The sequence below is a fragment of the Cellvibrio sp. PSBB023 genome (assembly GCF_002007605.1).
GTDB lineage: Bacteria > Pseudomonadota > Gammaproteobacteria > Pseudomonadales > Cellvibrionaceae > Cellvibrio.
In genome coordinates this window covers 4,070,856-4,094,404 of sequence record NZ_CP019799.1, presented here as the reverse complement: position 1 = coordinate 4,094,404, position 23,549 = coordinate 4,070,856, and the positions used below count along the sequence as shown (strand labels likewise).

At 50.4% G+C, this 23,549-nt stretch carries 21 protein-coding genes; 14 read left to right on the top strand and 7 right to left on the bottom strand.

Translation table 11 applies throughout. From position 1 onward, the window contains the following. Positions 1 to 17 precede the first annotated feature (17 nt). A complete protein-coding gene (locus tag B0D95_RS17605; RefSeq protein WP_078045116.1) occupies positions 18 to 2,018 on the bottom strand; it encodes a phytanoyl-CoA dioxygenase family protein in 2,001 nt (666 codons plus the stop codon). Between the two features lie 208 nt (positions 2,019 to 2,226). On the opposite strand from B0D95_RS17605, the gene B0D95_RS17600 reads away from it, so the two are divergent. Together B0D95_RS17600 and B0D95_RS17595 are read left to right on the top strand one after the other, a co-directional pair. After that, on the top strand, positions 2,227 to 3,483 hold the full coding sequence (locus tag B0D95_RS17600; RefSeq protein WP_078045115.1) for a glycerophosphodiester phosphodiesterase family protein: 1,257 nt from the start codon (positions 2,227 to 2,229) through the stop codon (positions 3,481 to 3,483). Between the two features lie 117 nt (positions 3,484 to 3,600). Beyond that, the gene (locus B0D95_RS17595) at positions 3,601 to 3,861 is read left to right on the top strand and encodes a TIGR03643 family protein (protein ID WP_078045114.1); all 261 of its coding nucleotides are present in this window, start codon (positions 3,601 to 3,603) and stop codon (positions 3,859 to 3,861) included. A gap of 18 nt (positions 3,862 to 3,879) precedes the next feature. Here the strand turns inward: B0D95_RS17595 and B0D95_RS17590 are convergent, their stop codons facing one another. Further along, on the bottom strand, positions 3,880 to 5,088 hold the full coding sequence (locus B0D95_RS17590; RefSeq protein WP_078045113.1) for an SAM-dependent methyltransferase: 1,209 nt from the start codon (positions 5,086 to 5,088) through the stop codon (positions 3,880 to 3,882). 361 nt (positions 5,089 to 5,449) lie between these two features. On the opposite strand from B0D95_RS17590, the gene B0D95_RS17585 reads away from it, so the two are divergent. Continuing rightward, positions 5,450 to 7,477, top strand: a complete 2,028-nt coding sequence (locus B0D95_RS17585) for a glycoside hydrolase family 11 protein (protein WP_078045112.1) — start codon at positions 5,450 to 5,452, stop codon at positions 7,475 to 7,477. Positions 7,478 to 7,569: 92 nt separating this feature from the next. Here the strand turns inward: B0D95_RS17585 and B0D95_RS17580 are convergent, their stop codons facing one another. The 4 genes from B0D95_RS17580 to B0D95_RS17565 form a co-directional block, all read right to left on the bottom strand. After that, positions 7,570 to 8,805: a hypothetical protein gene (locus B0D95_RS17580; RefSeq protein ID WP_078045111.1), complete on the bottom strand. Its 1,236-nt coding sequence runs from the start codon at positions 8,803 to 8,805 to the stop codon at positions 7,570 to 7,572. After that, positions 8,802 to 9,950, bottom strand: coding sequence for a methanobactin export MATE transporter MbnM (locus B0D95_RS17575; protein ID WP_210403645.1), 1,149 nt, complete (start codon positions 9,948 to 9,950; stop codon positions 8,802 to 8,804). The genes B0D95_RS17580 and B0D95_RS17575 overlap by 4 nt, the downstream gene beginning before the upstream one ends. Positions 9,951 to 9,977: 27 nt before the next feature. Further along, complete coding sequence (locus B0D95_RS17570) at positions 9,978 to 10,994, bottom strand: MbnP family copper-binding protein (protein WP_168172476.1); 1,017 nt, start codon at positions 10,992 to 10,994, stop codon at positions 9,978 to 9,980. Between the two features lie 115 nt (positions 10,995 to 11,109). Next, positions 11,110 to 11,703 carry a TetR/AcrR family transcriptional regulator gene (locus B0D95_RS17565; RefSeq protein ID WP_078045821.1) on the bottom strand — a complete coding sequence of 198 codons (594 nt, stop codon included), beginning with the start codon at positions 11,701 to 11,703 and terminating at the stop codon, positions 11,110 to 11,112. A gap of 145 nt (positions 11,704 to 11,848) precedes the next feature. On the opposite strand from B0D95_RS17565, the gene B0D95_RS17560 reads away from it, so the two are divergent. The 11 genes from B0D95_RS17560 (at position 11,849) to B0D95_RS17510 (ending at position 22,863) form a co-directional block, all read left to right on the top strand. After that, positions 11,849 to 12,937, top strand: coding sequence for an alkene reductase (locus tag B0D95_RS17560; protein WP_078045108.1), 1,089 nt, complete (start codon positions 11,849 to 11,851; stop codon positions 12,935 to 12,937). A gap of 15 nt (positions 12,938 to 12,952) precedes the next feature. Next, entirely contained in the window at positions 12,953 to 13,741 is a 789-nt protein-coding gene (locus B0D95_RS17555; protein ID WP_078045107.1) for an SDR family oxidoreductase, read from the top strand. A 37-nt stretch (positions 13,742 to 13,778) separates the two neighbouring features. After that, positions 13,779 to 14,594: an oxidoreductase gene (locus B0D95_RS17550; RefSeq protein WP_078045106.1), complete on the top strand. Its 816-nt coding sequence runs from the start codon at positions 13,779 to 13,781 to the stop codon at positions 14,592 to 14,594. A 14-nt stretch (positions 14,595 to 14,608) separates the two neighbouring features. Beyond that, a complete protein-coding gene (locus tag B0D95_RS17545) occupies positions 14,609 to 15,637 on the top strand; it encodes an NADP-dependent oxidoreductase (protein WP_078045105.1) in 1,029 nt (342 codons plus the stop codon). A gap of 104 nt (positions 15,638 to 15,741) precedes the next feature. Continuing rightward, positions 15,742 to 16,308: a GbsR/MarR family transcriptional regulator gene (locus B0D95_RS17540; RefSeq protein WP_210403644.1), complete on the top strand. Its 567-nt coding sequence runs from the start codon at positions 15,742 to 15,744 to the stop codon at positions 16,306 to 16,308. Positions 16,309 to 16,326: 18 nt separating this feature from the next. Next, the gene (locus B0D95_RS17535) at positions 16,327 to 17,688 is read left to right on the top strand and encodes a cytochrome ubiquinol oxidase subunit I (RefSeq protein WP_078045103.1); all 1,362 of its coding nucleotides are present in this window, start codon (positions 16,327 to 16,329) and stop codon (positions 17,686 to 17,688) included. A gap of 14 nt (positions 17,689 to 17,702) precedes the next feature. Then, the gene (locus tag B0D95_RS17530) at positions 17,703 to 18,722 is read left to right on the top strand and encodes a cytochrome d ubiquinol oxidase subunit II (protein ID WP_078045102.1); all 1,020 of its coding nucleotides are present in this window, start codon (positions 17,703 to 17,705) and stop codon (positions 18,720 to 18,722) included. A gap of 89 nt (positions 18,723 to 18,811) precedes the next feature. Further along, entirely contained in the window at positions 18,812 to 19,882 is a 1,071-nt protein-coding gene (locus B0D95_RS17525) for a beta-ketoacyl synthase N-terminal-like domain-containing protein (RefSeq protein ID WP_078045101.1), read from the top strand. After that, positions 19,879 to 21,387, top strand: a complete 1,509-nt coding sequence (locus B0D95_RS20890) for a polymorphic toxin type 15 domain-containing protein (protein ID WP_246841649.1) — start codon at positions 19,879 to 19,881, stop codon at positions 21,385 to 21,387. The genes B0D95_RS17525 and B0D95_RS20890 overlap by 4 nt, the downstream gene beginning before the upstream one ends. A gap of 14 nt (positions 21,388 to 21,401) precedes the next feature. Then, complete coding sequence (locus B0D95_RS17515) at positions 21,402 to 22,064, top strand: GAD-like domain-containing protein (RefSeq protein ID WP_078045100.1); 663 nt, start codon at positions 21,402 to 21,404, stop codon at positions 22,062 to 22,064. A 121-nt stretch (positions 22,065 to 22,185) separates the two neighbouring features. Then, a complete protein-coding gene (locus B0D95_RS17510; protein WP_078045099.1) occupies positions 22,186 to 22,863 on the top strand; it encodes a GAD-like domain-containing protein in 678 nt (225 codons plus the stop codon). Between the two features lie 200 nt (positions 22,864 to 23,063). Here B0D95_RS17510 and B0D95_RS17505 read toward each other — a convergent pair whose 3' ends face one another. Next, entirely contained in the window at positions 23,064 to 23,507 is a 444-nt protein-coding gene (locus B0D95_RS17505) for a hypothetical protein (RefSeq protein WP_078045098.1), read from the bottom strand. Positions 23,508 to 23,549: the final 42 nt, after the last annotated feature.

The window sequence follows — 23,549 nt, the reverse complement described above, 5'->3', positions numbered from 1 at the left end:
AGGGCGACATAAAAGCTTTAACGATACATATTCAGGTATTGCACCATTCGCGGCAGCTGCGCGCGGTTGGGACTACTGCCGTGCGGCAAGGCGTGATGCCAGACAATCAAATCACCGGCCTTGGCGGCAATCGGCTTGATCGACCATTGCGACCAGTCCTGTTGCTGCGGATCAACACCCCGCGGCTGTTGCGCCAACCACTCATCAATCTGTTTATGAAACCCTGGCACACAGGAAAACGCGCCCTGATTTTCAGCCACATCCGTCACGTAAATTAACGCCTGGGTACCAAAAGGAATGGGCGCAACCAAGTCAACATCCCAGTGCATGGCTGGCCCGGGAAATTGCCAGGTCGCGGTTTCCGGCGGATTAAAGCTGACGCGATCCGTCGCCATCACCACGTCATTGCGCTGCCAGAGTTGCTGGAAAATACGGCGAATGTAATCAGACTTTCGCGCCACCTCTAACGCCGGGTGTGTAAATAATTGCACCATAATTTTTTGCATCGGCATCGCAGGCCGGTACCAGGTCGCCGGATCATCTTCACGGATTTGCAACTCCTCGCAAATGGCCGCGCGCACTGCTGCAGTCTCTTCAGGCGATAACACACCAGGCACCACCAAATAGCCCTGCTCATCCCAGTGAGCAAGTTGTTGCGCATCCAGCGGTAACGCGAGACTGTCATCCAAACCGCTGGTGCCATTGTTGATAAAGTGCAGAATCGCTTGATTAGCACGCTGGATTTTCTCAGGCGTCATATCACCCACGGTTTCATTGGCCAACCAATGCTCAAACTCCGCCAGTTCGTGCGCCGCATAGCATTTTTGCAACGCCGGCTCCAAACCCGCCCCCAACTGATCAAACAAGATGCGATCCAACAGCCATTCGCTGGCGGGAATATCCGCTAACTGCTGCGCAATGTCAGACGAGGTGCCGGCCTGTTTGCGCAATTGAACCTTGTGCCATAGCCGTGGCAAGTGATAAATGCCCTGCACATTTTTTTCCAGGCTATCGGGTAGGGAATGCACTGTCAGCGCGGGCATTTTTTCATAGGCAAATACGCACTGGGGATAAGCGCCCAATTCGTAGTGAAAGCGCAGCAGGGAATTCGGCTGAACTCGCGCATTGCGCTCAAATAATGGCAGCGTGAGCTGCGACTGGTTCTCGTGCAATTGATAATCGCCAAACACTTGAATAAAGGTAGTTAACTTCAAGTGCTTCAACCGGCTAGCGTAGTCCGGCACCCATAAACTGCCCTGCGCACAAGACATATCGCCACGTCCTATTTGTATCGCACTGGCTTTATCCAGTTGCAACACGCGCCCCAAATGCACATCCGGGGGGCCGCTCGCACCCAGCGCGGGACTACCACCCGAACTCAGCCATAAATCCAGGCGGATAATTTCCGGCAACAACCATCCATCGTCTTTTAAAAATTGTTGCAGATGACTAAAAATGCTGACCTGCGGTTCTTGTATTAAGCCTTGGCGCATGGTTTCAGAAATAATCAGGTCATACCGCTGATCGGTTTGCCAGGTGCAGGCATCCGTTTGTTCACTGTGGGCAACAAAATGACTAACGCCCAGATAATCAATCACCTGCTGTAGTTTTGCCAGGGACTCGGCATGAATATCCAACAGAGTAACGCGCACCCGCGCCGCATCAAGCAGAGGTAAAAGAGGGATTAACAACAATCCGAAAGGGCCGGTTCCTGCGTACAGTAGGGAGATGCCTTGCGAATCCTTGTGTTGCAACTTTTGCTGGATAGCCGCATAAACGGCCTGCATAAATACCCGCGTGCGCTGCACATCCTCGGCGCACTGCGCTGCCGTGGTAGGTGACACCGCTTTACCCTGTGGGGTGATGGTGGCGTGCTCATCCAGAAACAGCGCCGGGTGTAAATCCAGTGCGGTAATCTCACACAGTTGCCGTACCAGTTCATCAACCACCGGTTTGGCCTCGCCTGCGGTAGTGCACGCGAGTAATTGGGTAATCAGGGGGTTTATATTATTAGCCATAGATCCGAATCCTTAATACGGCAGCGATACAATGGTGCTTATCCTAGCGCAATTTGAGAAGTTTACTATTTCACGGTATTTCACCAAGATGCGACGCACCGCTCAGTAACACAGCAGATCACTAATCTGTCATCAAATCAGAAAATTACCGTCATATTCGACCACTAGGGTTGCAGTGAAACACCCATCCCACCCCAAGGAGGTTCCAATGTCGCGCACAATTCATTTACTGGCGATCACGCTATTACTGGGGTTGATTGTCCCCGTCACCGCCTGCGCTCATGGCGATAAGGACAACCAACCCCGCAAAGATGATGAAAAAAATACCACCCTTCAGCTCGGCCCTCGCCCCTATTTTTTAGTCAATGATATGGATGAAAGCGCACTGAAAAAGAAATTACAGAGCTGCATAAATAGCCCCATCAAAAAAACGAATTTCTCTATTGGCCATCGCGGCGCACCTTTGCAATTTCCTGAGCACACCAAAGAATCTTACGAAGCCGCCGCTAAAATGGGCGCCGGCATTTTGGAGTGCGATGTTACCTTCACCAAAGATAAACAACTCGTGTGTCGCCATTCACAATGCGATCTGCACACCACGACCAATATTCTCGCCACACCACTCGCCAGCAAATGCAGCCAGAATTTTTCGCCGTTTGATCCGGTAAGCGGTAAAGCTGCAAGTGCTAATTGCTGCACCAGTGATATCACCCTCGCCGAATTTAAAACCTTGCAGGGCAAAATGGATGCCTTCAATCCAAAAGCCACAAGTGTTGATGAATATCTAAAAGGTACCGCTAACTGGCGCACTGATTTATACGCAAGCAAAGGGACGCTACTGACTCACGCTGAAAGCATCCAATTATTTAAAAAACTAGGCGTAAAAATGACCCCGGAATTAAAATCGGCCAGCGTGCCCATGCCATTTGACGGAAGCTACACCCAAGCTATGTACGCACAACAAATGATTAACGAATACAAAGCTGCTGGCATAAAAGCACACGACGTTTGGCCGCAGTCATTCGACATTCAGGATATTCGTTACTGGATCAAAAACGAACCGACATTTGGCAAACAAGCCGTCTATTTGGATGATGCCAACACCACCGCCGATTTGCCGACCGCCAATGATTTGCAAATGTATGCCGACGAAGGCTTCAAGATTGTCGCACCGCCGATTTGGGCTCTGCTGGCATTAGACAATAACAATAAAATTATTCCATCCGAATACGCGCGCAACGCCAAAAAGGCCGGTCTGAAAATGATAACTTGGTCCTTCGAACGCTCCGGCCCGCTGAAAAACGGTGGCGGTTGGTACTACCAAACCATCAACGCTGCAATTAATAACGATGGCGACATGATGGATGCCTTGCATGTGCTGGCGAAGGATGTCGGCGTGATCGGTATTTTCTCTGATTGGCCAGCAAGCGTAAGTTATTACGCGAGCTGCATGAAATTGAAATAATAACAAATGATAAAAAACAAAAATCCCGACCATCGCTGATGGCCGGGATTTTTATGAAGCCAGGATGATCCACATTGCTACGGGAACGTAAAAGCCTGAAAGTTCACAGGTGGCAGCATGCTTACATATTCCACACTTAGCCCCGCCGACATCTCGCGCATTATTGAAATGGCATGGGAAGATCGCACACCGTTTGAAGCCATAAAAACACTTTATGGTTTAGGCGAGCCGGATGTGCGTGTATTGATGCGGCGCGAGCTAAAACCCTCATCATTTCGCTTGTGGCGCGAACGGGTCAGCGGGCGAAAAACCAAACATTTGCAATTGCGCTCACCTGAAATTAATCGCGGCTATTGCCCCACACAATACAAACGCTAACACAATCCGCGTACGCAGCTAGTTCTGCAGCAGTGTTTCCAAACACTGTTCTGTAATCCCATAGAACGCTTTGATGTCAGCGATCTGTTGCAATATTTCGCTATTGTCGCGTGGCGTTTTGCGTTTTTGTGCGAGGATCATTTTATTTTTGCTGGTGTGCTCCAGCGAGATAAATTCAAACACCTTGGTATCGTAGCCGTTCGCCTCTAACAAGAGTGCGCGCAAACCATCGGTGAGCATTTCTGCTTCTTGCCCGAGATGAATGCCGTGTTGCAACAAAGGTGCGAGCAACGCGGGGCTTTTTAATTGCGGTCGAATTTGTTTGTGACAGCAAGGCGAGCACATAATAATCTCGGCACCGGTGCGAATACCCATGTTGAGTGCGTAGTCGGTGGCGGTATCACAAGCGTGCAAGGCAATCATAATATTGATGTTCTGCGCGGCGAAATGCTGCACATCGCCCTGCTCAAATTTAATGCCCACAAGCGATAATTTTTGCGCAGTTTGATTGCATAAATCCACCAGTCCCTGCCGCAACTCCACACCCGTCACTTGGGTTTTTACCCCCAGATTTGCACTCACATAATCGTGAACGGCGAAGGTTAGGTAGGCTTTACCTGAACCAAAGTCGGCGATATGCAATTCATCGCGCTTATCCAGCCCTGTTTGCTGGATGGCGGTAGATAAGACTTCGATGAATTTATTGATCTGTTTCCACTTGCGCGACATAGCCGGAATAATCTGGCCATTGGCATCGGTGATGCCCAGCTCTCGCAAATAGGGTCGCCCCTGTTCTACATAGCGCAGCTTGCTACGATTGTGCGCCAACTCCAGCGGCGTTGTTTTACTATCGCTCGTGATCACTGGCTGTTTGTTGCGATTTTTATTAATCAGCACCTTGCCTTTTTTGCTGAAACTTAACTGGATTTCCCAGTCATCGGTAATCAAATGGGCATTGTGAAAATCGCTGCCCAGCCAGGCTTGCAACTGGGCTATTACCTCCTCCAGCGCGACATTTTTTGTCACATGGTTGGTGCGATATTCGTATAAAAACGATAACAATGTTTGCTCTTTAATCTGCACCGGGCGAATGGTGATACGGTTCAAATCCGCATCGCCACCTTTGTATTTGGACAGCACCAAACGCTGCAAGGCACCAGCCTTGAACGCCTGTTGCAGGTCATGCAAGAAAACGTCGACATCCGGATTGCAATTTGGACCAGCCATAACATTACTCAATAGAAGAAAAACGGCGCCGAATATACACGCACTGAGGATAATCGCGCCAATGTGCTAATCGATTTAACCGCAAAAAAATGTTACTCACTGGCGCTTTTATGTGAGCAATTTGTCGCACCAATAAACAACATATAGTTATTGTGACCATATTAATATGGTTTTATTGACAATAAGTAAATCCGGGATATATACAAGCGCACTTCGGAATCACCGCGCTGCTTTTTTACAACAATAACATGCCGTACAGCGCCCGAAAAAAACGCCTGTTTGCAATAAACAGGATCCGCACGACAGCAGCCCACCTCCTCTACAGGCGGTATTGGTTGAGGGACTAATCTGGAGATCAATAATGACATTCACAACAGTCGGCAAAGGTGTCTTTTCGGCACTGATTAACACCGCGGTGTTTTGCACCGCAACACTCCTGTGCAGCACAGCCGTGCATGCACAAACACTGACCAGTAACGCCACCGGCACCCACAACGGATTTTATTATTCGTTTTGGAAAGACTCTGGCGATGCCTCTTTCGGCCTGCAAGCCGGTGGCCGCTATACCTCCCAATGGTCCAATAGCACCAACAATTGGGTGGGCGGTAAAGGGTGGAATCCCGGCGGTGCCAAGATCGTGAATTACACGGGCAGTTTTAACATCACTGCACAGGACAATTCCTACCTCGCCCTTTATGGCTGGACCCGCAGCCCATTGATTGAATACTACGTCATTGAAAGCTACGGCTCCTACAACCCGGCATCCTGTAGCGGAGGCACCGACTACGGCAGTTTCCAAAGCGATGGCGCCACCTACAATGTGCGCCGCTGCCAGCGGGTTAACCAGCCATCTATCGATGGCAATCAAACCTTTTACCAATACTTTAGTGTGCGCAATCCCAAAAAAGGTTTTGGTGCTATCTCGGGTACGATTACCGTTGCCAACCACTTTAACTTTTGGGCCAGCAAAGGCCTGAACCTGGGCGCCCATGACTACATGGTATTGGCGACGGAGGGTTATCAAAGTCGCGGCAGTTCGGATATCACCGTCAGTGAAGGCACCAGCACTGGTAGCAGCACTGGCGCCACCAGTTCGGCGGCAAGCAGCAACGCAGGCGGTGGCAACCCTGGCGCTAGCGGCGGCATTGTGGTTCGTGCGCGCGGCGCCTTGGGCAGCGAGCATATCAATCTGCGCGTGGGTGGCGCTGTGGTGGCAGACTGGACACTGAGCACCAGCTATCAAAACTACATCTACAGCGGCAGCGCTTCGGGCGATATCCAGGTGCAGTTTGATAACGATGCCACCGGTCGCGATGTATTTGTGGACTATATCCAGGTCAATGGCGAAATCCGTCAAGCGGAGGATATGACCTACAACACCGGGCTCTATGCCAACGGTTCCTGTGGCGGCGGTGGAAACTCCGAAACTATGCACTGTAACGGAGCCATAGGGTTTGGCTACACCTATGACTGCTTTAGCGGCAATTGCAGTGGTAATACCGGCGGCAACACCAGCAGTTCAGTTGCCAGCAGTAGCGGTAACACTGGCGGCAATCCCAGCTGCAGCGGTTATGTCGGTATCACTTTTGACGATGGCCCCGGCAATAACACCACCACACTGATCAACCTGCTCAAGCAACACAACCTCACTCCGGTTACCTGGTTCAACCAAGGCCAGAACGTAGCGAATAACGCATCGCTAATCGCCCTGGAGCGCACAGTTGGCGAAGTGCAAAACCACAGCTATACCCACCCGCACTTGACCAGCATGAGCTATCAACAGATTTACGATGAGCTCAATCGCACCAGTCAGGCGATTCAAAATGCCGGCGCCCCCAAACCAACACTGTTCCGCCCACCCTACGGTGAAAGCAACAACAATGTGCAGCAAGCCGCGCAAGCGCTGGGGATGCGTGTCATTACCTGGGATGTGGATTCGCAAGACTGGAATGGCGCCAGCGCCTCAGCAATCGCCAACGCCGTTAACCGGTTGCAAAACGGTCAGGTTATCCTGATGCACGACGCCAACTACAACAACACCAATGCCGCCATCCCCCAAATCGCCGCCAACCTGCGCGCCAAAGGACTGTGCCCGGGCAGAATTGACCCCAATACCGGTCGCGCCGTGGCACCCGTCGGTGGCAGCACCAGTAGCACTGCAGTAGCAAGTAGCACCGCAACGACGAGCAGCGCACCACGCTCCAGCAGCAGTGTCGCCAGCAGTACCGGTGGTACAGGCAGCAATTGCCAATGCAACTGGTGGGGCACGCTCTACCCAACCTGTAAAAATACCGCCAGCGGTTGGGGCTGGGAAAACAACCGCAGCTGTATTACCACCGCGACCTGTAATAGCCAGGGCGCAGGCGGTGGCCGCGAAATTTGTAACTAAGCTTTGCTGCCGGTGTTAGCCGGTGAATAAAAAAGGGAGAGCCGATCTACTGGCTCTCCCTTTTTTATGGGGGCAATTGCACACACACGGCGTTATTTGGCGCGCCATAGGTTTTGGCGCCACACAATGCCGATGGCCATGCGCGACGCATCGTCCGGCAAGCTGCGATCATCAACCGCCTCCACGCGCAGGGCGAGGTTAGACTTCCACTGCCACAACCAGACTAATGAAAGGCGCTCCGGCGTGTAGCCATTGGTGGATAGGCCTGAATCCAAGGTCAGAGCCGGTGCACCAGCCCCTTCCAGATAATTGTCTGCCTGCAATTGTTCACTGCGCAGAGCGAGGGTATGAGCGCGCCAGTGAATAGCCGGTTGTACCCAATAGCCACGAATTTGGCTCCGCAGATTCGCCGTGCGCTGATTGTTTTGTAAAAAACCATCTGCATCCGCATTCATCCACTCACCGCTGACACTCAAGGCCCAGGCGTGCGACAACTTCCAGCGCGCGCTGGCGTGCAGCCCCTGCAAATCGGTGGCGCCTGTAAAACCTACCGACGGAAACAAAGGCGTAGTGTTATTGCCATGGGAATGGTCGGCACTGTAGCGATGATCAATACGGTTTTCCGCATCGGCGCGCATCGCCCAACCACCCAGCGTAGCGGTCACTGTGTCGCTGTGAACATCGTAGCGAATAAAAATATCGTTATTCCCGCCATCGTCAGTCGCTGTTGATGGAAAAGCCTGACCGCGCCAATGCTCTACACCGCCACTGATTCCCCATGGGGACTGCCATAAAATACGCGCCCCCTGATCGTGAAAGTCGCGTCCGAACAAGGTATCCAACAACAAAGAGGATTCGCTCAGCAACCGCGTGGATGCATGCTCTGCCATCGCAGGGGAAAACAATGCCGACATTTTTCCCGCTTCAACGGCGATACAAAAAGGTGCGCAGGTATTGCGCCAGCCCAAATAGGCGTGCTGCACTTCCAGTGTGTCGCCGTGATCACTGCCCTTGCCTCCACCGTGTATACCCGCTTTAGCAACGGCATACACATTCGGGTCGATGGCATACTGGCCGCTCAGGTTCACCTCATCGAGACTGACACCTTCATCCACTGGCCAGCTTTCACCACCCATTAAAAACCCGGGCATGCGCCATGCGGTATTGTCATCCACCGCAGCTGCCGAGCGCCAAGTACCCACTACCGCAGCATCCAGCGCCGTTGTTCTGGGGCTATCCATTGCTAAACCGTGTGCAAAGAGATTCGCCGAGAAAGACAAGAGTGCACTGCCGTAGGCAGTGGCTAACAAACGCGATGGGCAGCTCATTCAAATGGATTTCCGTAACGAGAGTCGATAAGAAGTTGTTCGTCGGTCAGGCTGTTTAAAAACGCGATTACATCGGCGATTTCTTCCTCGCTGATACTAAACCCGACGATAAAACTATCCTTATAGGGATTGCGCCGTCCATCGCCACTCAATTCGCCTTCAGTAATATTTCGCCCGCCCGCCGCATAGGTGCGAATAACCTCCTCCAGGGTGGCGATACTACCGTCGTGCATGTAGGGCGCAGTGACCGCCACATTGCGTAAACTCGGGGCACGAAATGCGCCCATTTCAGCGGCGCGCCCGGTCACTTCGTGGGCACCGGTATTGGGTTCAGGGTAGGCACCAAGGCCATCTATGTTGTACAAACCCGTGTTATGAAATGGCGTTTCCACCACGCGCATGGAACGGTCGCGCACCGAGTCAGTAAATAAATGGCCATCGTGACAATGAAAACATTCCAGTCGCTCATTGTTAAATAATTGCAGCCCGCGTTTTGCGCTATCGCTTAATGCGCTTTGGTCACCTGCAACGTAACGATCATAAGCACTGCGAAAAGACGTTATGCCGCGTACAAATGTCGCGAGGGATTCAACAATATGCGACCACTCCATCGGCGCGGAATTCGGGTAAGCCGCAGCAAATAATTGTTGATAGCGATCATCCATAACGATGGATTGTAAAATGGACGGATGATTGGTTTCGTTAATACCGTGTTCGATAGGATCCACACCAAATAGCGGCAACATGATTTGTTGCTCAAGTGTGGTGAGAGAGGGATTGCCCCAGGTGACTGTGGCAAACCAAGCGGCATTTGCCAATCCTTGCGAATTGCGCGGATGTAAATCACCAGCGCCGCCACGGGGGCGCACCTTGCCATCGGTAAAGGCTTTGTTTTGCTCGTGGCAGGATGCACAACTAATCGCACCACCACCGGACAGCCGCTTGTCATAAAACAAGTGACGACCTAATTGAAATTTTGCTTCGGTAACCGGGTTATTTAACGGCTCAACGGGAAGTGCCATTTGTGGTGGCAAATTCCAGTTGAACTCCGTAGCAGTAGCAGCGGTATCGTTCACGGTTGTTTGGCTTCCGCCATAACAACCGCTCAACAACAAGGCGCCGCTTAACAGATAAATAATTTTCACAGCGCTCATCAGCAACCGCTGCCCCGATTATTTATTCACAATAGAAAATGCAGTTTGCGCAGAAGGTGCCGTTGTTTGTGTCGCGTGCGCCAAACCAAGGCTGGCAAAAATAGTGGCGCATTCAGGGTCAGTGGCACCCGACATACAACCTGCCGGACCGCCGCCGTCTTCGCCCATGTTGCTGTGTTCAACCAACTTGGCGTAATCCAACTGAATGGTAGATTCGCCCACCACAAAATTCGTTAAAGTGATTTCTGCACGATTTCCAGCAGTACAGGTCACTGCACCACCGCTCACGGCATCACCCGTGCAGCCGGTGCTACCCAAATGGATATTCCAGCGCGAGTTAGTCCAATTAGCATCGCTCGGGCGCGTAATGGGCACCGCTGTAAATACATCAAGGCCTGTAAATTTATAACCTACATTCCAACCCCAGTGCATACCGGAAGAAAGCCCCGGCGTTTTTAACGGCTCTTTGGCAAGTGTTTGATCGGCATGGTTATGCGTTGCAGGAACACCCAATACAAAACGCACACTGGCAATGGTGTTATTACCAATCAATACCTTGCCCACTACTTGTTTATTCATGGTTGGGTTAGCATCGCCCTGACATGCTGTTGCCCCTGTGCCCAACTTATCGCGGAAATCCAGCAGCGCAATATTGTCTGCCTGAACACCCGTTTCATCCAACGTAATTGGCAATTCCTCACCAGTTGACGTTACGAGGCGCAGGTTATGCACGTAGAAACGGAAATCGGCAATCGTTGCGCGAGTGCTCACTGTACCCAAGCCTTCGAGCGTGGCGGCACAATTAATATCCGTACTGCCGGAAACAGCAGAAAATGGAATAGTAATCGCCACCGGCTCATTGCTCACACTTGAACTTGATGACGACACACTTGATGAAGAACTGGATGAGCTATTGGAGGAAGATGAACCAGAACTGGAACCACCACACGCCGTTAACAATGCGCCCGCAATACAGGCGAGTGATAATTTAATTGCCAACGATTTAAAAATATTTGCAGAATTTATTTTTTCCATAACCTTGCCCATTATCAATAATAAAAATTTTGGACAAGGTTAGATAAAAGAAACGACAACAACAATGAGGCAAATTGTCGCAGGCGATGAGCCACGGGAAACAGTGCATCAGAATTTATTCCGATGATTTTTTCATTTCATTCTCCTGCTCATATTGACCGAGAATCCGCGCTCGACAAATCTCCAGAATTTCATCCGCTAATGGGGAATCATCCGGACAAGCGCGCGATAACACGATTGCGCCCACCGCCTGAGCCATAGTCTCAATCATCATCGCACGCGCGTGTTTTTTTGCATCCTCATCCACGTTCTGATGAGTTTCCAGCACCGCGAGTTGACGCTCAATACCGGCTGCAAATATCGCCTTAATGGACTCCGGCTGACGTGCAGCATCACCACACAATGCCGCCATAGTGCAACCAACACCGGGCGCGTCGCGGTGCTGCCGGGACAGGTATTGATTCACGAACGCGACTACATCCAGCTCAGCCGTATTGGCTGCTGATTGCGCCAGCCCCTCAGCCGCTGCCTCCGCCATCAAATCGGCTTTGGATTTGAAATGCTTGTAAAAACCACCATGGGTTAAACCGGCAGCCGCCATTAACTCCGCCACCCCCACACCGTCATAGCCGCGCTCGCGGAACAGCATCGCAGCCATCGCAACGATGCGTGCCCGATTCTCTTGTACCTGTGCTTTTGAAACCTTCATTGCCTGACCCTCAACCCACAAAACATGACATTCATAATACATTGATGACAACCATAATCAAACCGCTTGACAACTTAGATTACGATCATCATCATTAAAACAACAACTAATCACCCACCAGATATCAATCAATGCGGGAATAAACATGACCGACAATAGCTTGTTCCAACCCTACACCCTTGGCTCACTAACCCTCGCCAATCGGATCGTTATGGCGCCCCTGACCCGCAGCCGGGCAGGTGCCGGTTTAGTTCCCAACGAGCTGGCCATGACCTACTACGCCCAGCGCGCTTCAGCAGGCTTGATCATCGCCGAGGCAACTCAGGTATCTGCCCAAGCGCAGGGTTATCAGGATACCCCCGGTATTTACACTGCCGAGCAAATCGCCGGTTGGCGCAAGGTCACCGATGCCGTGCATGCCAAAGGTGGCCGCATCTTTATCCAGTTATGGCATGTGGGTCGCGTGTCCCATGTGGATTTTCAGCCTGATGGTGCTGCACCAGTCGCCCCGTCTGCTATTCGCGCGGAGACCAAGATTTTTCTCAACAATGGCTTTGCGGATACCTCCGAACCCCGCGCACTGGAACTCGCCGAACTTCCCGCCATAGTGAATGATTTTCGCCAGGCTGCTACCAACGCGATTGCAGCAGGTTTTGATGGTGTAGAAATCCACGGCGCCAATGGCTATTTGTTGGAGCAGTTCATTAAAGATGGCGCCAACCAGCGCACTGATGCTTACGGCGGCTCTATCGAAAACCGTGCACGTTTGCTGCTGGAAGTGACCGCCGCAGTAGTGAAGGAGATTGGCGCAGAGCGCACCGGCCTGCGTATTTCGCCCGTATCGCCCGCTTCCGGCATCTCATCCAACGACCCACAACCGCAATACAACTACATCGCGGAGCAACTCAACGCACTGGGGATTGTTTACCTGCATGTAGTCGAGGGCGCTACCGGTGGTCCGCGCGATGTGGCGCCATTTGACTACGACGCCTTGCGCCAGCGTTTTAAACACACCTACCTGGCCAACAATGGTTACAACCTTGAGCTGGCAACCACTCGTCTAACCGACGGTAAGGCGGATTTGTTCGCCTTCGGTCGCCCTTTTATTGCCAACCCCGATTTGGTGGAACGCCTTAAGGCGGGCGCACCGCTGGCAAGCCCCAACCCGGCAACACTGTTTGGCGGCGGCGCGGAAGGCTATATCGATTACCCAACCTTTGCAGATGCAAATTAACCCGGAGCAAATCCCATGACTACACTCAATTCTGTTCTGATTACCGGCGCCTCTACTGGCATTGGTGCCACCTATGCCGACCGTTTCGCACAACGCGGCCATGATCTGGTGTTGGTTGCACGCGACCAAGCGCGACTGGATGCACTCGCAGATCGCCTGCATGAACAATACGGCGTTAAGGTCGATGTCCTGCCTGCCGATCTGACTAAAGCCGGTGATCTGGCCATTGTTGAAGCGCGCCTGCGCGATGACGAACACATCGGAACACTGATCAATAATGCCGGTATCGCCCAGTCTGGCGGCTTTATCGAGCAGACGCCTAACGCCATTGAGCAGTTGATCGCACTCAATATCACCGCACTGACACGACTTTCAAACGCAATAGCGCCGCGCTTGGTACAAGCAGGTAAAGGCGCCATCGTCAATATCAGCTCTGTGGTTGGCCTCGCGCCCGAATTCCAAATGTCGGTGTATGGCGCGACCAAAGCTTTTGTGCTGTTTTTATCGCAAGGTTTGCAAGTGGAACTGTCAGCTAAAGGGGTTTATGTCCAAGCAGTACTTCCTGCCGGAACCTACACCGAAATTTGGGATCGCGCAGGCATCGACATCAGCAGCTTCCCAGCAATGATGAAAGTAGATGACTTGGTGGATGCGGCACTAGTCGGCTTTGATCGCCGCGAACGGATCACCATACCACCGCTGCAAAACGCGGCACGCTGGGACGCTCTTGATGGCGCGCGGCAAACGCTGCTGGCTGACATCAATCAGGCCAAAGCCGCCGAGCGCTATCAACACGCTGATTAACAAGAACCTCTCACTGTCATTTGCGCAGATAACATCTATGAAAAATCTTAAACCTGTCGTACTCATTACCGGCGCGTCGTCGGGCATCGGCGAAGCCATCGCCAACAAACTGATTGCCGAGGGTTACAAGGTCTACGGCACCAGCAGACGCGGCGCCACCTCTGGCCAGCATCGCTTCCCGATGCTGGAGCTGGATGTCACTGACGATGCGTCCGTCGCCACCGCAGTTGAAAAGTTGTTGGCGCGTGAAGGGCGGATTGATGTGCTCGTAAACAACGCCGGTTTTGGTATTGCACCAGCGGTGGCCGAGGAAAGCTCCATCGAGCAGGCCAAGGCGCTGTTCGATACCAACTTTCTGGGCGTTGTACGCATGACCCACGCCGTGGTACCGCAAATGCGTCGCCAAGGCAGCGGCCGGATTATCAACATGAGTTCTATTCTCGGTGTGGTGCCAATGCCCTACGTGGCGCTCTATGTCGCCAGCAAACATGCGGTTGAAGGCTATTCGGAATCGCTGGATCATGAATTGCGTACTCAGGGCATCAGAGTCTCGGCGATTGAACCCGCCTATACCAAAACCAAGTTCGAGGCGAACAATATCGAGCCAGATACCAAGCGTGGCGAATACGAGTCACTGCGCAAACACCTGGCACAGGTCGTGGGCGAGGCGATGAAAAATGCCGATGAACCCTCAGTAGTGGCGGATGTAGTACTCACTGCCATTCGCGCCGAAAAACCCAGGCGCCGCTACACCGCTGGCAAAGCCGCCGCACAATTGCAGTTTATGCGCCGCTTCGCGCCGACAGGCCTTTTGGATTCTGGCATTCGCAAAAGCTTGCAACTTGATGCTTGAATAGGGGCAGAAAAATGAAAGCACTTATCCTCAAACGCTATGGCAAGTCCGATCAGCTCGCCTTTGCCGATATTGCCCAGCCAAGCATCAAGCCCAACGAAGTACTCGTTCGAGTTCATGCAGTTGGCTTGAACCCAATAGACAACATGATCCCGAAAGGCATGTTCAAGCCGATTCTCCAATTCCAGCTACCGGCAGTGATGGGTAGCGATGTCGCCGGTGTTGTTGTGGAAGTGGGCAGCCAAGTTACCCGCTTTAAGGTGGGTGATGCGATCTTTGCAAGCACCTTTGATTCAGGTAATGGAACCCTTGCGGAATATGCCGTGGTGGCCGAGCACGCGGCTGCTTTAAAACCAACAAATCTGGATTTTGCAGAAGCAGCCTCGATCCCCATGGTCGGACTTACCGCATGGCAAGCACTGAAAGAGCGAGGCCAGATCAAACCCGGGCAGAAAGTATTTATCCCCGCCGGTTCCGGCGGTATTGGCACCTTTGCTATTCAACTCGCCAAATACCTTGGCGCAACCGTAGGCACCACCACCAGCACAACCAATATCGATTTAGTTAAACGCTTGGGGGCGGATGAAATCATTGATTACAAGAAGCAGGCCTTTGAAAAGGTACTGCAAAGCTACGATTTGGTACTGGGTACTCTCAGGGGCGACGAAATCAAAAAATCGCTGCAGATTGTAAAACCCGGCAGCAATGTGATTTCGCTGGTTGGGCCACCTGACATCGCCTTTGCCCACGCACGGGGAATGAACTTTTTGATGAAATTTGTGTTTGGGTTGCTAAGCAGCAAAATAATTCGCCAAGCGAAACAACGCGCTGCGGAGTATTCATTCCTGTTTGTACATCCGGACGGACGCCAGCTTGCCGAACTTGGCAAACTGATTGAGGCTATGCAAATCCTCCCAGTGATCGACAAGGTGTTCACGTTTGATCAAACCAAAGAGGCACTGGCTTATCTCGAAGAGGGTCGAGCCAAGGGTAAGGTTGTTGTTTCCATGGATAAATTGCAGGGGCAACAAATCTTCCCGTGAGACTGGAATCTTCACTCACGAACCACACTCACCACAATTTATATTGACCCACATCAATGATTCCTGTAATTTCAGTAATTACTGAAATTACAGGAATCCCGCAAATGCCCATTGCTCTGACCCCGATGATCCAATCCTGCATCCTTCACTTTGGCGAAATGGGAAGCCGTTGGGGGATTAACCGTACCGTGGGGCAAATGTATGCGCTGCTGGTGCTGAGTAAAGAACCGCTCTGCGCGGATGATATGACTGAAGCGCTGGGTATTTCCCGCTCCAATGTGAGCATGGGCTTAAAAGAATTAATGTCCTGGGAGCTGGTGAAGTTGCAGCATCGCCCCGGTGAGCGCAAAGAATTTTATTCGGCGCCGGGCGATGTCTGGGATATAGCCAAAACCCTGATTGAGCAGCGTCGCAAACGCGAAATCGACCCAACCTTGTCCACCTTGCGCAATTTGCTGATCGAAAAGCCAGCTAATCCCGAAGAAGAATATGCCCAGCAACGCATGCGTGAAATGCATGAACTGATTGAAATGATCACTCTCTGGACGCAGGAAATTCAGCGTCTGGACTCAGCCAACCTCGGCAAGCTACTCAAGCTCGGCAGCAGTATTGGCAAAGTGTTGGATATGAAAGATCGCCTGCTCGGCGGTAAAAAAGAATCCACGACCTAATTGACCGAGGTACCCGCTATGCTCGACACATTTATCCTTTCGCGCATCCAATTCGCGGCGAATATTTCCTTTCACATTTTGTTTCCCACTATTACCATCGCGCTGTGCTGGTTTTTGTTTTATTTCAAAATTCGCTACAACCGCAGCGGCGATGAAGTGTGGATGCGCGCCTATCGCTTTTGGGTCAAGGTCTTTGCCCTGACGTTTGCACTCGGCGTGGTCAGCGGAATTACCATGAGTTTTCAATTCGGCACCAACTGGCCGGGCTACATGGAAACCGTCGGTAATATTGCGGGGCCCTTGCTTGGTTATGAAGTGCTGACCGCTTTTTTTCTGGAGGCCACATTCCTTGGCATTATGTTGTTTGGGATTGATCGCGTATCCAACCGCATTCATACCTTCGCCACGTTTTTAGTGGCCTTCGGCACCAGCATGTCTGCCTTCTGGATTATTGCGTTGAACTCCTGGATGCAAACGCCCACCGGTTTTGAAATGCGCGATGGTGTTGCCTACCCCACTGATTGGCTGGCGATTATTTTTAATCCGTCCATGCCTTATCGCTTGTCGCACATGCTGGTCGCATCGGGCTTAACTGCTGCCTTTTTAATTGCCGGAATTTCCGCTTACCGCATTCTTAAAGGCGATCACAAACCAGCACCGCGCCTTGCATTAAAAACCGCTACGATTGCTGCAGCGATTTTAATTCCCATCCAAATTTTTCTGGGCGATATGCACGGCTTAAATTCTCTGCATCACCAACCCGCCAAAGTCGCCGCGATTGAAGCCGTATGGCACACCGAAAAAGGCGCGCCGCTGGTGCTGTTTGCAATCCCCGATAAGGAAACGCAATCCAACAAATTCGCAATTGAAATTCCCAAGATGGCGAGCTTGATTCTCACCCATAAAATGGACGGCGAATTAAAAGGGCTGAACGAATTCCCCAATGCCCATCCACCGGTTGCGCCGTTGTTTTATGGCTTCCGCATTATGGTAGGTATTGGCACCTTGATGTTATTGGTATCCTGGTGGGGCTGCTGGTGCTATTGGCGCAAACAGGAAATTCCACCGCTGCTGCTAAAAGTATTTGTAGGCATGACTTTCTCCGGTTGGATTGCCACACTCGCCGGTTGGTATGTGACTGAAATTGGTCGTCAACCCTGGTTAGTCACCGGCGTATTAGCCACCGCCGATGCCGTCACCAAAACACCGGCCACCAATGTGGGAATATCCCTGACGGTTTATCTCACACTCTATGTTGTTTTGTTATTTGCTTATGTACGCACCCTGTTTCTTATGGCGAGAAAATCGGTGTTGGTGGATCGCCCGGAAGAGGTAGAAACACTGCAAGAAAAATTAATCAGCGCGCAGAACGCACACTAAAAGGGGAGCGATACATGACAGACATTAGCCAACTCACCGGACAAGCCTTTTGGCTGCCCGTTATTTTTATCGGCCTTATGGCGCTCGCCTTTTTCATCTACGCAATTCTGGATGGCTACGACCTGGGCGTTGGTATTTTATTGCCCAACAACAATGAACAGCAGCGCGACACTATGATCGCCAGCATTGGCCCCTTTTGGGACGCGAATGAAACCTGGCTGGTGCTTGGTATAGGCATTTTGTTAATCGCCTTCCCCAGTGCACACAGCTTGATTTTATTTCATTTGTATTTACCCATCACCGTGATGCTCGCCGGATTAATTTTGCGCGGTGTTGCCTTTGACTTCCGCGCCAAGGCGCCAGCCGATCACAAAGAACTATGGGACAAAATATTCAAAACCGGCTCACTGCTCGCAACATTATCGCAAGGCTATATGCTGGGTATGTATGTGATGGGCTTTGAACAAAGTGTTGCCGCCATTTTCTTTGCCGCGCTCAGCGCCATTTGTGTGACAGCGGGTTACAGTTTTATCGGCGCCGCGTGGCTGGTGATGAAAACCGAAGGTGAATTACAACAGCGCGCCGCCGTGTGGGCACGCCGCTGCGGTTGGTTAATGGCTCTAGGGATTATTGCTGTCTCTATAGTCAACCCGCTGGTAAGCGAAACCATTTTTACCAAATGGTTTGGCAGCCCACTCTTTATTGTGCTGCTCACTATTCCAGTATTTTGTTTTTTACTGCTGTTTATCGTAGAGCGCTATTTAAAACTATTCCCCTACCCCAACGACTTCGGCTGCTGGATTCCCTTCGCGTCCGCCTGCATGATTTTCCTGCTGAGTTTTATCGGCTTGGCTTACAGCTTCTTCCCCTATGTAGTACCCGGTCAGCTCGACATCTGGCAAGCCGCGAGCGCCCCGGAATCACTCATGTTTATTTTGTACGGCATCGTAGTGGTATTACCCACCATTATTATTTACACCATTTTTTCCTATAAGGTCTTTTGGGGTAAGGCGACGCAGTTGAAATATTATTGATAGCGATCACAAAAAGTTTGCGCCAGTAGGTTTTTTTACGCGAAAGGAATCGCTAGCATCCACCGCGACCTAACAGGGAGATTAGTCGCGTGCGCACCACCTATATTGCCAAAACCCACCTTATTACCGCTGCCGGCCCCAATTCCCTCAGTAATTTTTACGCCTATCGCGCAGGCATTAACACTTATCAGTCGGCGAATTATCACACCCCTGATCATCACCAAATCACACTGTCCCTGATACCCGACGGCGCACTGCTGCCCTTGGCTGAAGATCTGGAAGACACGGACCTGAGCTTTCGCGACGAACGCCTGTTACAAATGGCCAGCACTGGCGCGCTCGATATACTTGCAGGACACCAAGGCGAGCCGATCCCATTGATTATGGCAGGACCGGAAAACTATCCAGGCCTGGACAACCAACTGCCCACCCAATTCCTCTCCCTGCTGCGCAAACAAGCGGCGCTTCCCATAGCCTACAGTGCCAGCCGCATCCTCTGCACCGGGCGCACCGGCATGCTGGAAGCAATCAAATTAGCGCAGCATTACCTGGAAGCTGGGCATGTCGAGCAAGTGCTGGTCGGCGGTGTCGATTGCTGCCAACACACTCACTGGCTGCACTTATTGGATCGCGATGGCCGCCTTAAATCCGAAAGTCCTCAGGGTATGGCTGATACCTTTGTGCCCGGCGAAGGCATCGCTTTTTTATTACTGACCACCAATCCCGCACTGGCCATGAACGAGAATGGGTATCGCATTACCCTGAGCCAGCTAGGTTTCGGCGAGGAGCCGGGGCATATTTACAGCGAACAGCCCTATCAAGGCAACGGACTGGACACAGCGGTAAAAGCCGCGCTGTCCCACTTGTCGGAACCAGCATCCATCAGCACCGTGTTCAGCAGCATGAATGGCGAGCACTACTGGGCAAAAGAATTTGGCGTCGCCATGACCCGCTCAAGCCACAGGCTCGCTCATTTCAAACACGAGCACCCCGCTGATTGTTACGGCGATCTGGGTGCAGCCACCGGCGGCGCCCTCATTGCACTTGCCGCCTTAAACTGCCTTACATCATCAACACCCACCAATGCCCTTGTGTGCACCTCCTCCGATAGCGCCTATCGCGCCGCTATCGGTGTAATACCAGAAAGGATCTCAGTATGACCCAACTAGGCGAAGGCATAGCCGTCACCAGCATCACCGACCCGGACAGACCACACTGGGTACAGGTGGAATACAAATACGCCAATGGCAAACCGGTAAAAGGCAGCTTTCTCGCCACCGACAGCGAAGGCATGACCTGGGCCGGCAAACTCAACGACCAAGGCCAGGCCTGCCTCAGCAATTTGCCACCCGGCTCGGTCGAATTTGAATTGGTATCGGACGACATAGAAGACGAACTCAAACAAACCCGCGCCAATATCAAAGCCGTGTTAGATACGATAGTCGCCGAACAAAAAACCGAAGCCGCCAAACATGAAAAAGAACTCGCACAACAAAATGCACTGCAACAGGCGGGCAGCCATTACTGGGCCTATGCCAAAGGCTTTTGGAATGGCGCAGTAGGCCTTGTCACCTTCGCTAAGGATGTCGTAGTCAAAACCGCCGAAGTCGCCCAATACCTGAACCCACTGGAACGGCTCAACAACCTGCTGCACGCAGGCTACAAAAGCTATTACGATGGCACACTCACCTCCGCACAATGGAAGCAAAGCCTTGCCAAAAACCTGCAAGATGAAGAGATAAAAGACATCGCCCGCATTCTGGGCATAGACGCCAAACACCTATCATCGGAAGGATTGCAGCGCCTCAAAGAACTCTTTGCCGAAGCTTACGAAATCACCGCCTTCATCGCCGACGACAAAGAATCGCTCGACATGCTCACCCAATTTGGTAAAGATTACGCCGGTGCGCAATCCAGCATCGAATGGGCAGAGTTCGCCGGTGGCGGCGTATTTGAAATCGTCCTCACCGCACTACTCCTCATGTTCACCGGCGGCGTAGGCAACGTCGCCCAAGGCGCCAGTAAAATCCGCCATGCCGGAAAACTAAAAAGCCTTGGCTCGATATTTAGAAGTTTAGGGAAATTATTGAAGCGCAAAAAATTGCGCAAAAAAGTTCGTGTTAATGTTGATACGAAAAAACCAGTTAAGACGGAATTGCCGGAGGGTAAAAAACCTTCTGTTGTTCCGGCAAAAAAATTAAAAGAAACAGATGTGCCTTGCTTTAAGAAGAATGCCAAAGGAACCCCGGCAGAATATGACCGCCAACTGAAAGGCCAGCAAGATGGCTTGAATAATATGACAGCAAAGGAATATCTAGAAGGAAGGAAAGCATACACAGGAAAAAGAGCTAGTACAGCAGCCAAAAGAGAGGCGTATGCCGAAGAACTGGCCGAAAATTATTTCAAAAGTGGTGCTGCCAAATCAAAATCAGAAGCTAAGAGTATGGCAGATGATAAGATGAAGACACTTAATGCATTACATAATCCAGATATGATTGCAGGCGGCAAAGACATTATTGCTGACTTTGGTGATGGAAGCGTCAACCAATCTATCGGCGCTCAATGGAAAAGTCGTGTCACTGAGTTAGACAAAGCAGCAGCAGAGGCAATCGCAAATGGCCAAGGGGATTACAAAATGAATGTTAACATGCATCGCTGTCCGTAAAAGAGGGTATAAATATGGATGAATATTTTAATGAATTTTTGAATGAGGAGGGATTTTCTCCAATCACCTCCTCCATTCCGGTCAACGAAGAAACGCTAAAGCACTTTCACGAAAAAATACCCAATAAACTGAAAAATTACTGGGTTGAATATGGATTTTCTGGTTTTGCAGAAGGGCTATTCTGGATAGTAAATCCACAAGACTATCAAAACATTGTCGATAAGTGGCTACAAAAAACTCCAATGTGGGGAAGAGAAAATTTTTACGCAATTGCAAGATCAGCTTTTGGCGAATTATATATTCGAGGAAGTCAAAGTGACTCAACAACAATTATTGATCCACACCTAAACAACATTATTCCTGGTGAAGCAGCAAAAAAAACACTCAGCGCAGAAGAAATAGATAAAGCAGTTGGAGTTTTTTTTATGTTTAAAAGTAAAAAGAGAGTTGACTACTATGATAAAAACAATAAGCCACTGTTTCAGCGCTGCCTAAAAAAGTACGGAATGCTAGAGCATGATGAAATGTATACATTTTCACCTGCACTAGCATTGGGTGGTATAGCCGACATCAACAACATCAAAAAGGTAAAAATATTAGAACAGCTCTCTATTCTCTGTGATTTGGATACTCCAGTTGTACTACCTAGTGCAGGCGAGTTATTTGGATCAAATTAGTAAATAGCAGCTAAAAAATGCCCACCACAGAGTGGGCATTTTTTATTCACATCCACAACAATATGCAAATGCCAGTGTTCTTGACCTAGGCACTAAGTACCAATCTTGTGAAGGATTAATCATGACTTTTCAATTAGATGATAGATTCGAATGGTTTTTAGAACAATTTGGCGAACCACAAAATTCTATTGCTGTCGACAACTCAACTCTTGGCGCGTACAAAGGTGTTTTACCCAATCGATTATTAGAATATTGGCAAGAGTACGGATTTTGCCGTTTTAAAGATGGGCTCTTTTGGATTGTCAACCCTAGTGACTATCATGAATCGATGAATACTTGGCTTAAAGGCACAGGAGTACTAGACCTCGACAGCTTTCATGTTATAGCTATAACTGGTTTCGGCTCATTGCTACTATGGGGAAAGAAAACAGGGCAGAGCTGGAGAATAGACATAATTGACTCACAACTTTTTTTTAAGCGTAGCGATGAAAAACGTATTCTATCCGAAGGAGAGGATGTTTCACTAAAAGGTTTTTTTGGTGTCATCTCGCCAGAAAACGTTGATTTAGAAGATATTGACACCGATGAGCCAATTTTTGAACAAGCAATTACAAAGTTTGGCCCATTAAAAGAAAATGAAATGTTTGCCTTTGAGCCTGCACCATTTCTCGGCGGCAAACAAACGATAAAAACACTTAGCAAGGTAGACTTTTTTATCCAATCAGAAATTCTGGCTAACATGGGACAACGTGAAATTATGGACATTAAAAGCTTAGCCAAAAAAGCATTTGGGAAATAGTAGAAAAATCTAAGCCCCCCCCATCCTGCGAAGGATTGCAGCACCCCAAAGAATTATTCGCTGAAGCCAACGAAATCACCGCCTTCATTGCCGACGATAAATTCACCGACGGCATAGGCAACATCGCCCAAGGTGCCAGCAAAATCCGCCACGCCGGAAAACTAAAAAGCCTTGGCTCGATATTTAGAAATTTAGGGAAATTATTGAAGCGCAAAAGGAAACGCAATAGCACGACCGATTCCGGTTGACGGCATAAATCCTATGCAGATTACTTGAGTCACTATATAAACAGGGACACCCCATTTAAAAACTGGATGTACCGCTTTAAAAATCAAACGATCCATCACTACCGGAGTTAACCATAATATATAGGTTGTCAATAACGTTAAGAGAGTACCATCTATAGGGATAATGCCAAGGAAGGCAATGCGGGTAACAGAGGCAGGAATCATGGTTAATGCTGCCATTAGCATAAAGCGTTTATGCAGATGCATTTGCTTTCGATATAACAAACCCAACCCACACAAAATGATAAAACTGATAAATGTATGTAAAACGCCCCATATCAAATTAATTCGTGAATACAAAAATCCAGCATCCCAATTCGGATCATAGCTACTCATCGCGCCATAGAGTATTTGCATACCACTAATGATGGTCCTACCCACAAAAAGTAGACACTCTAA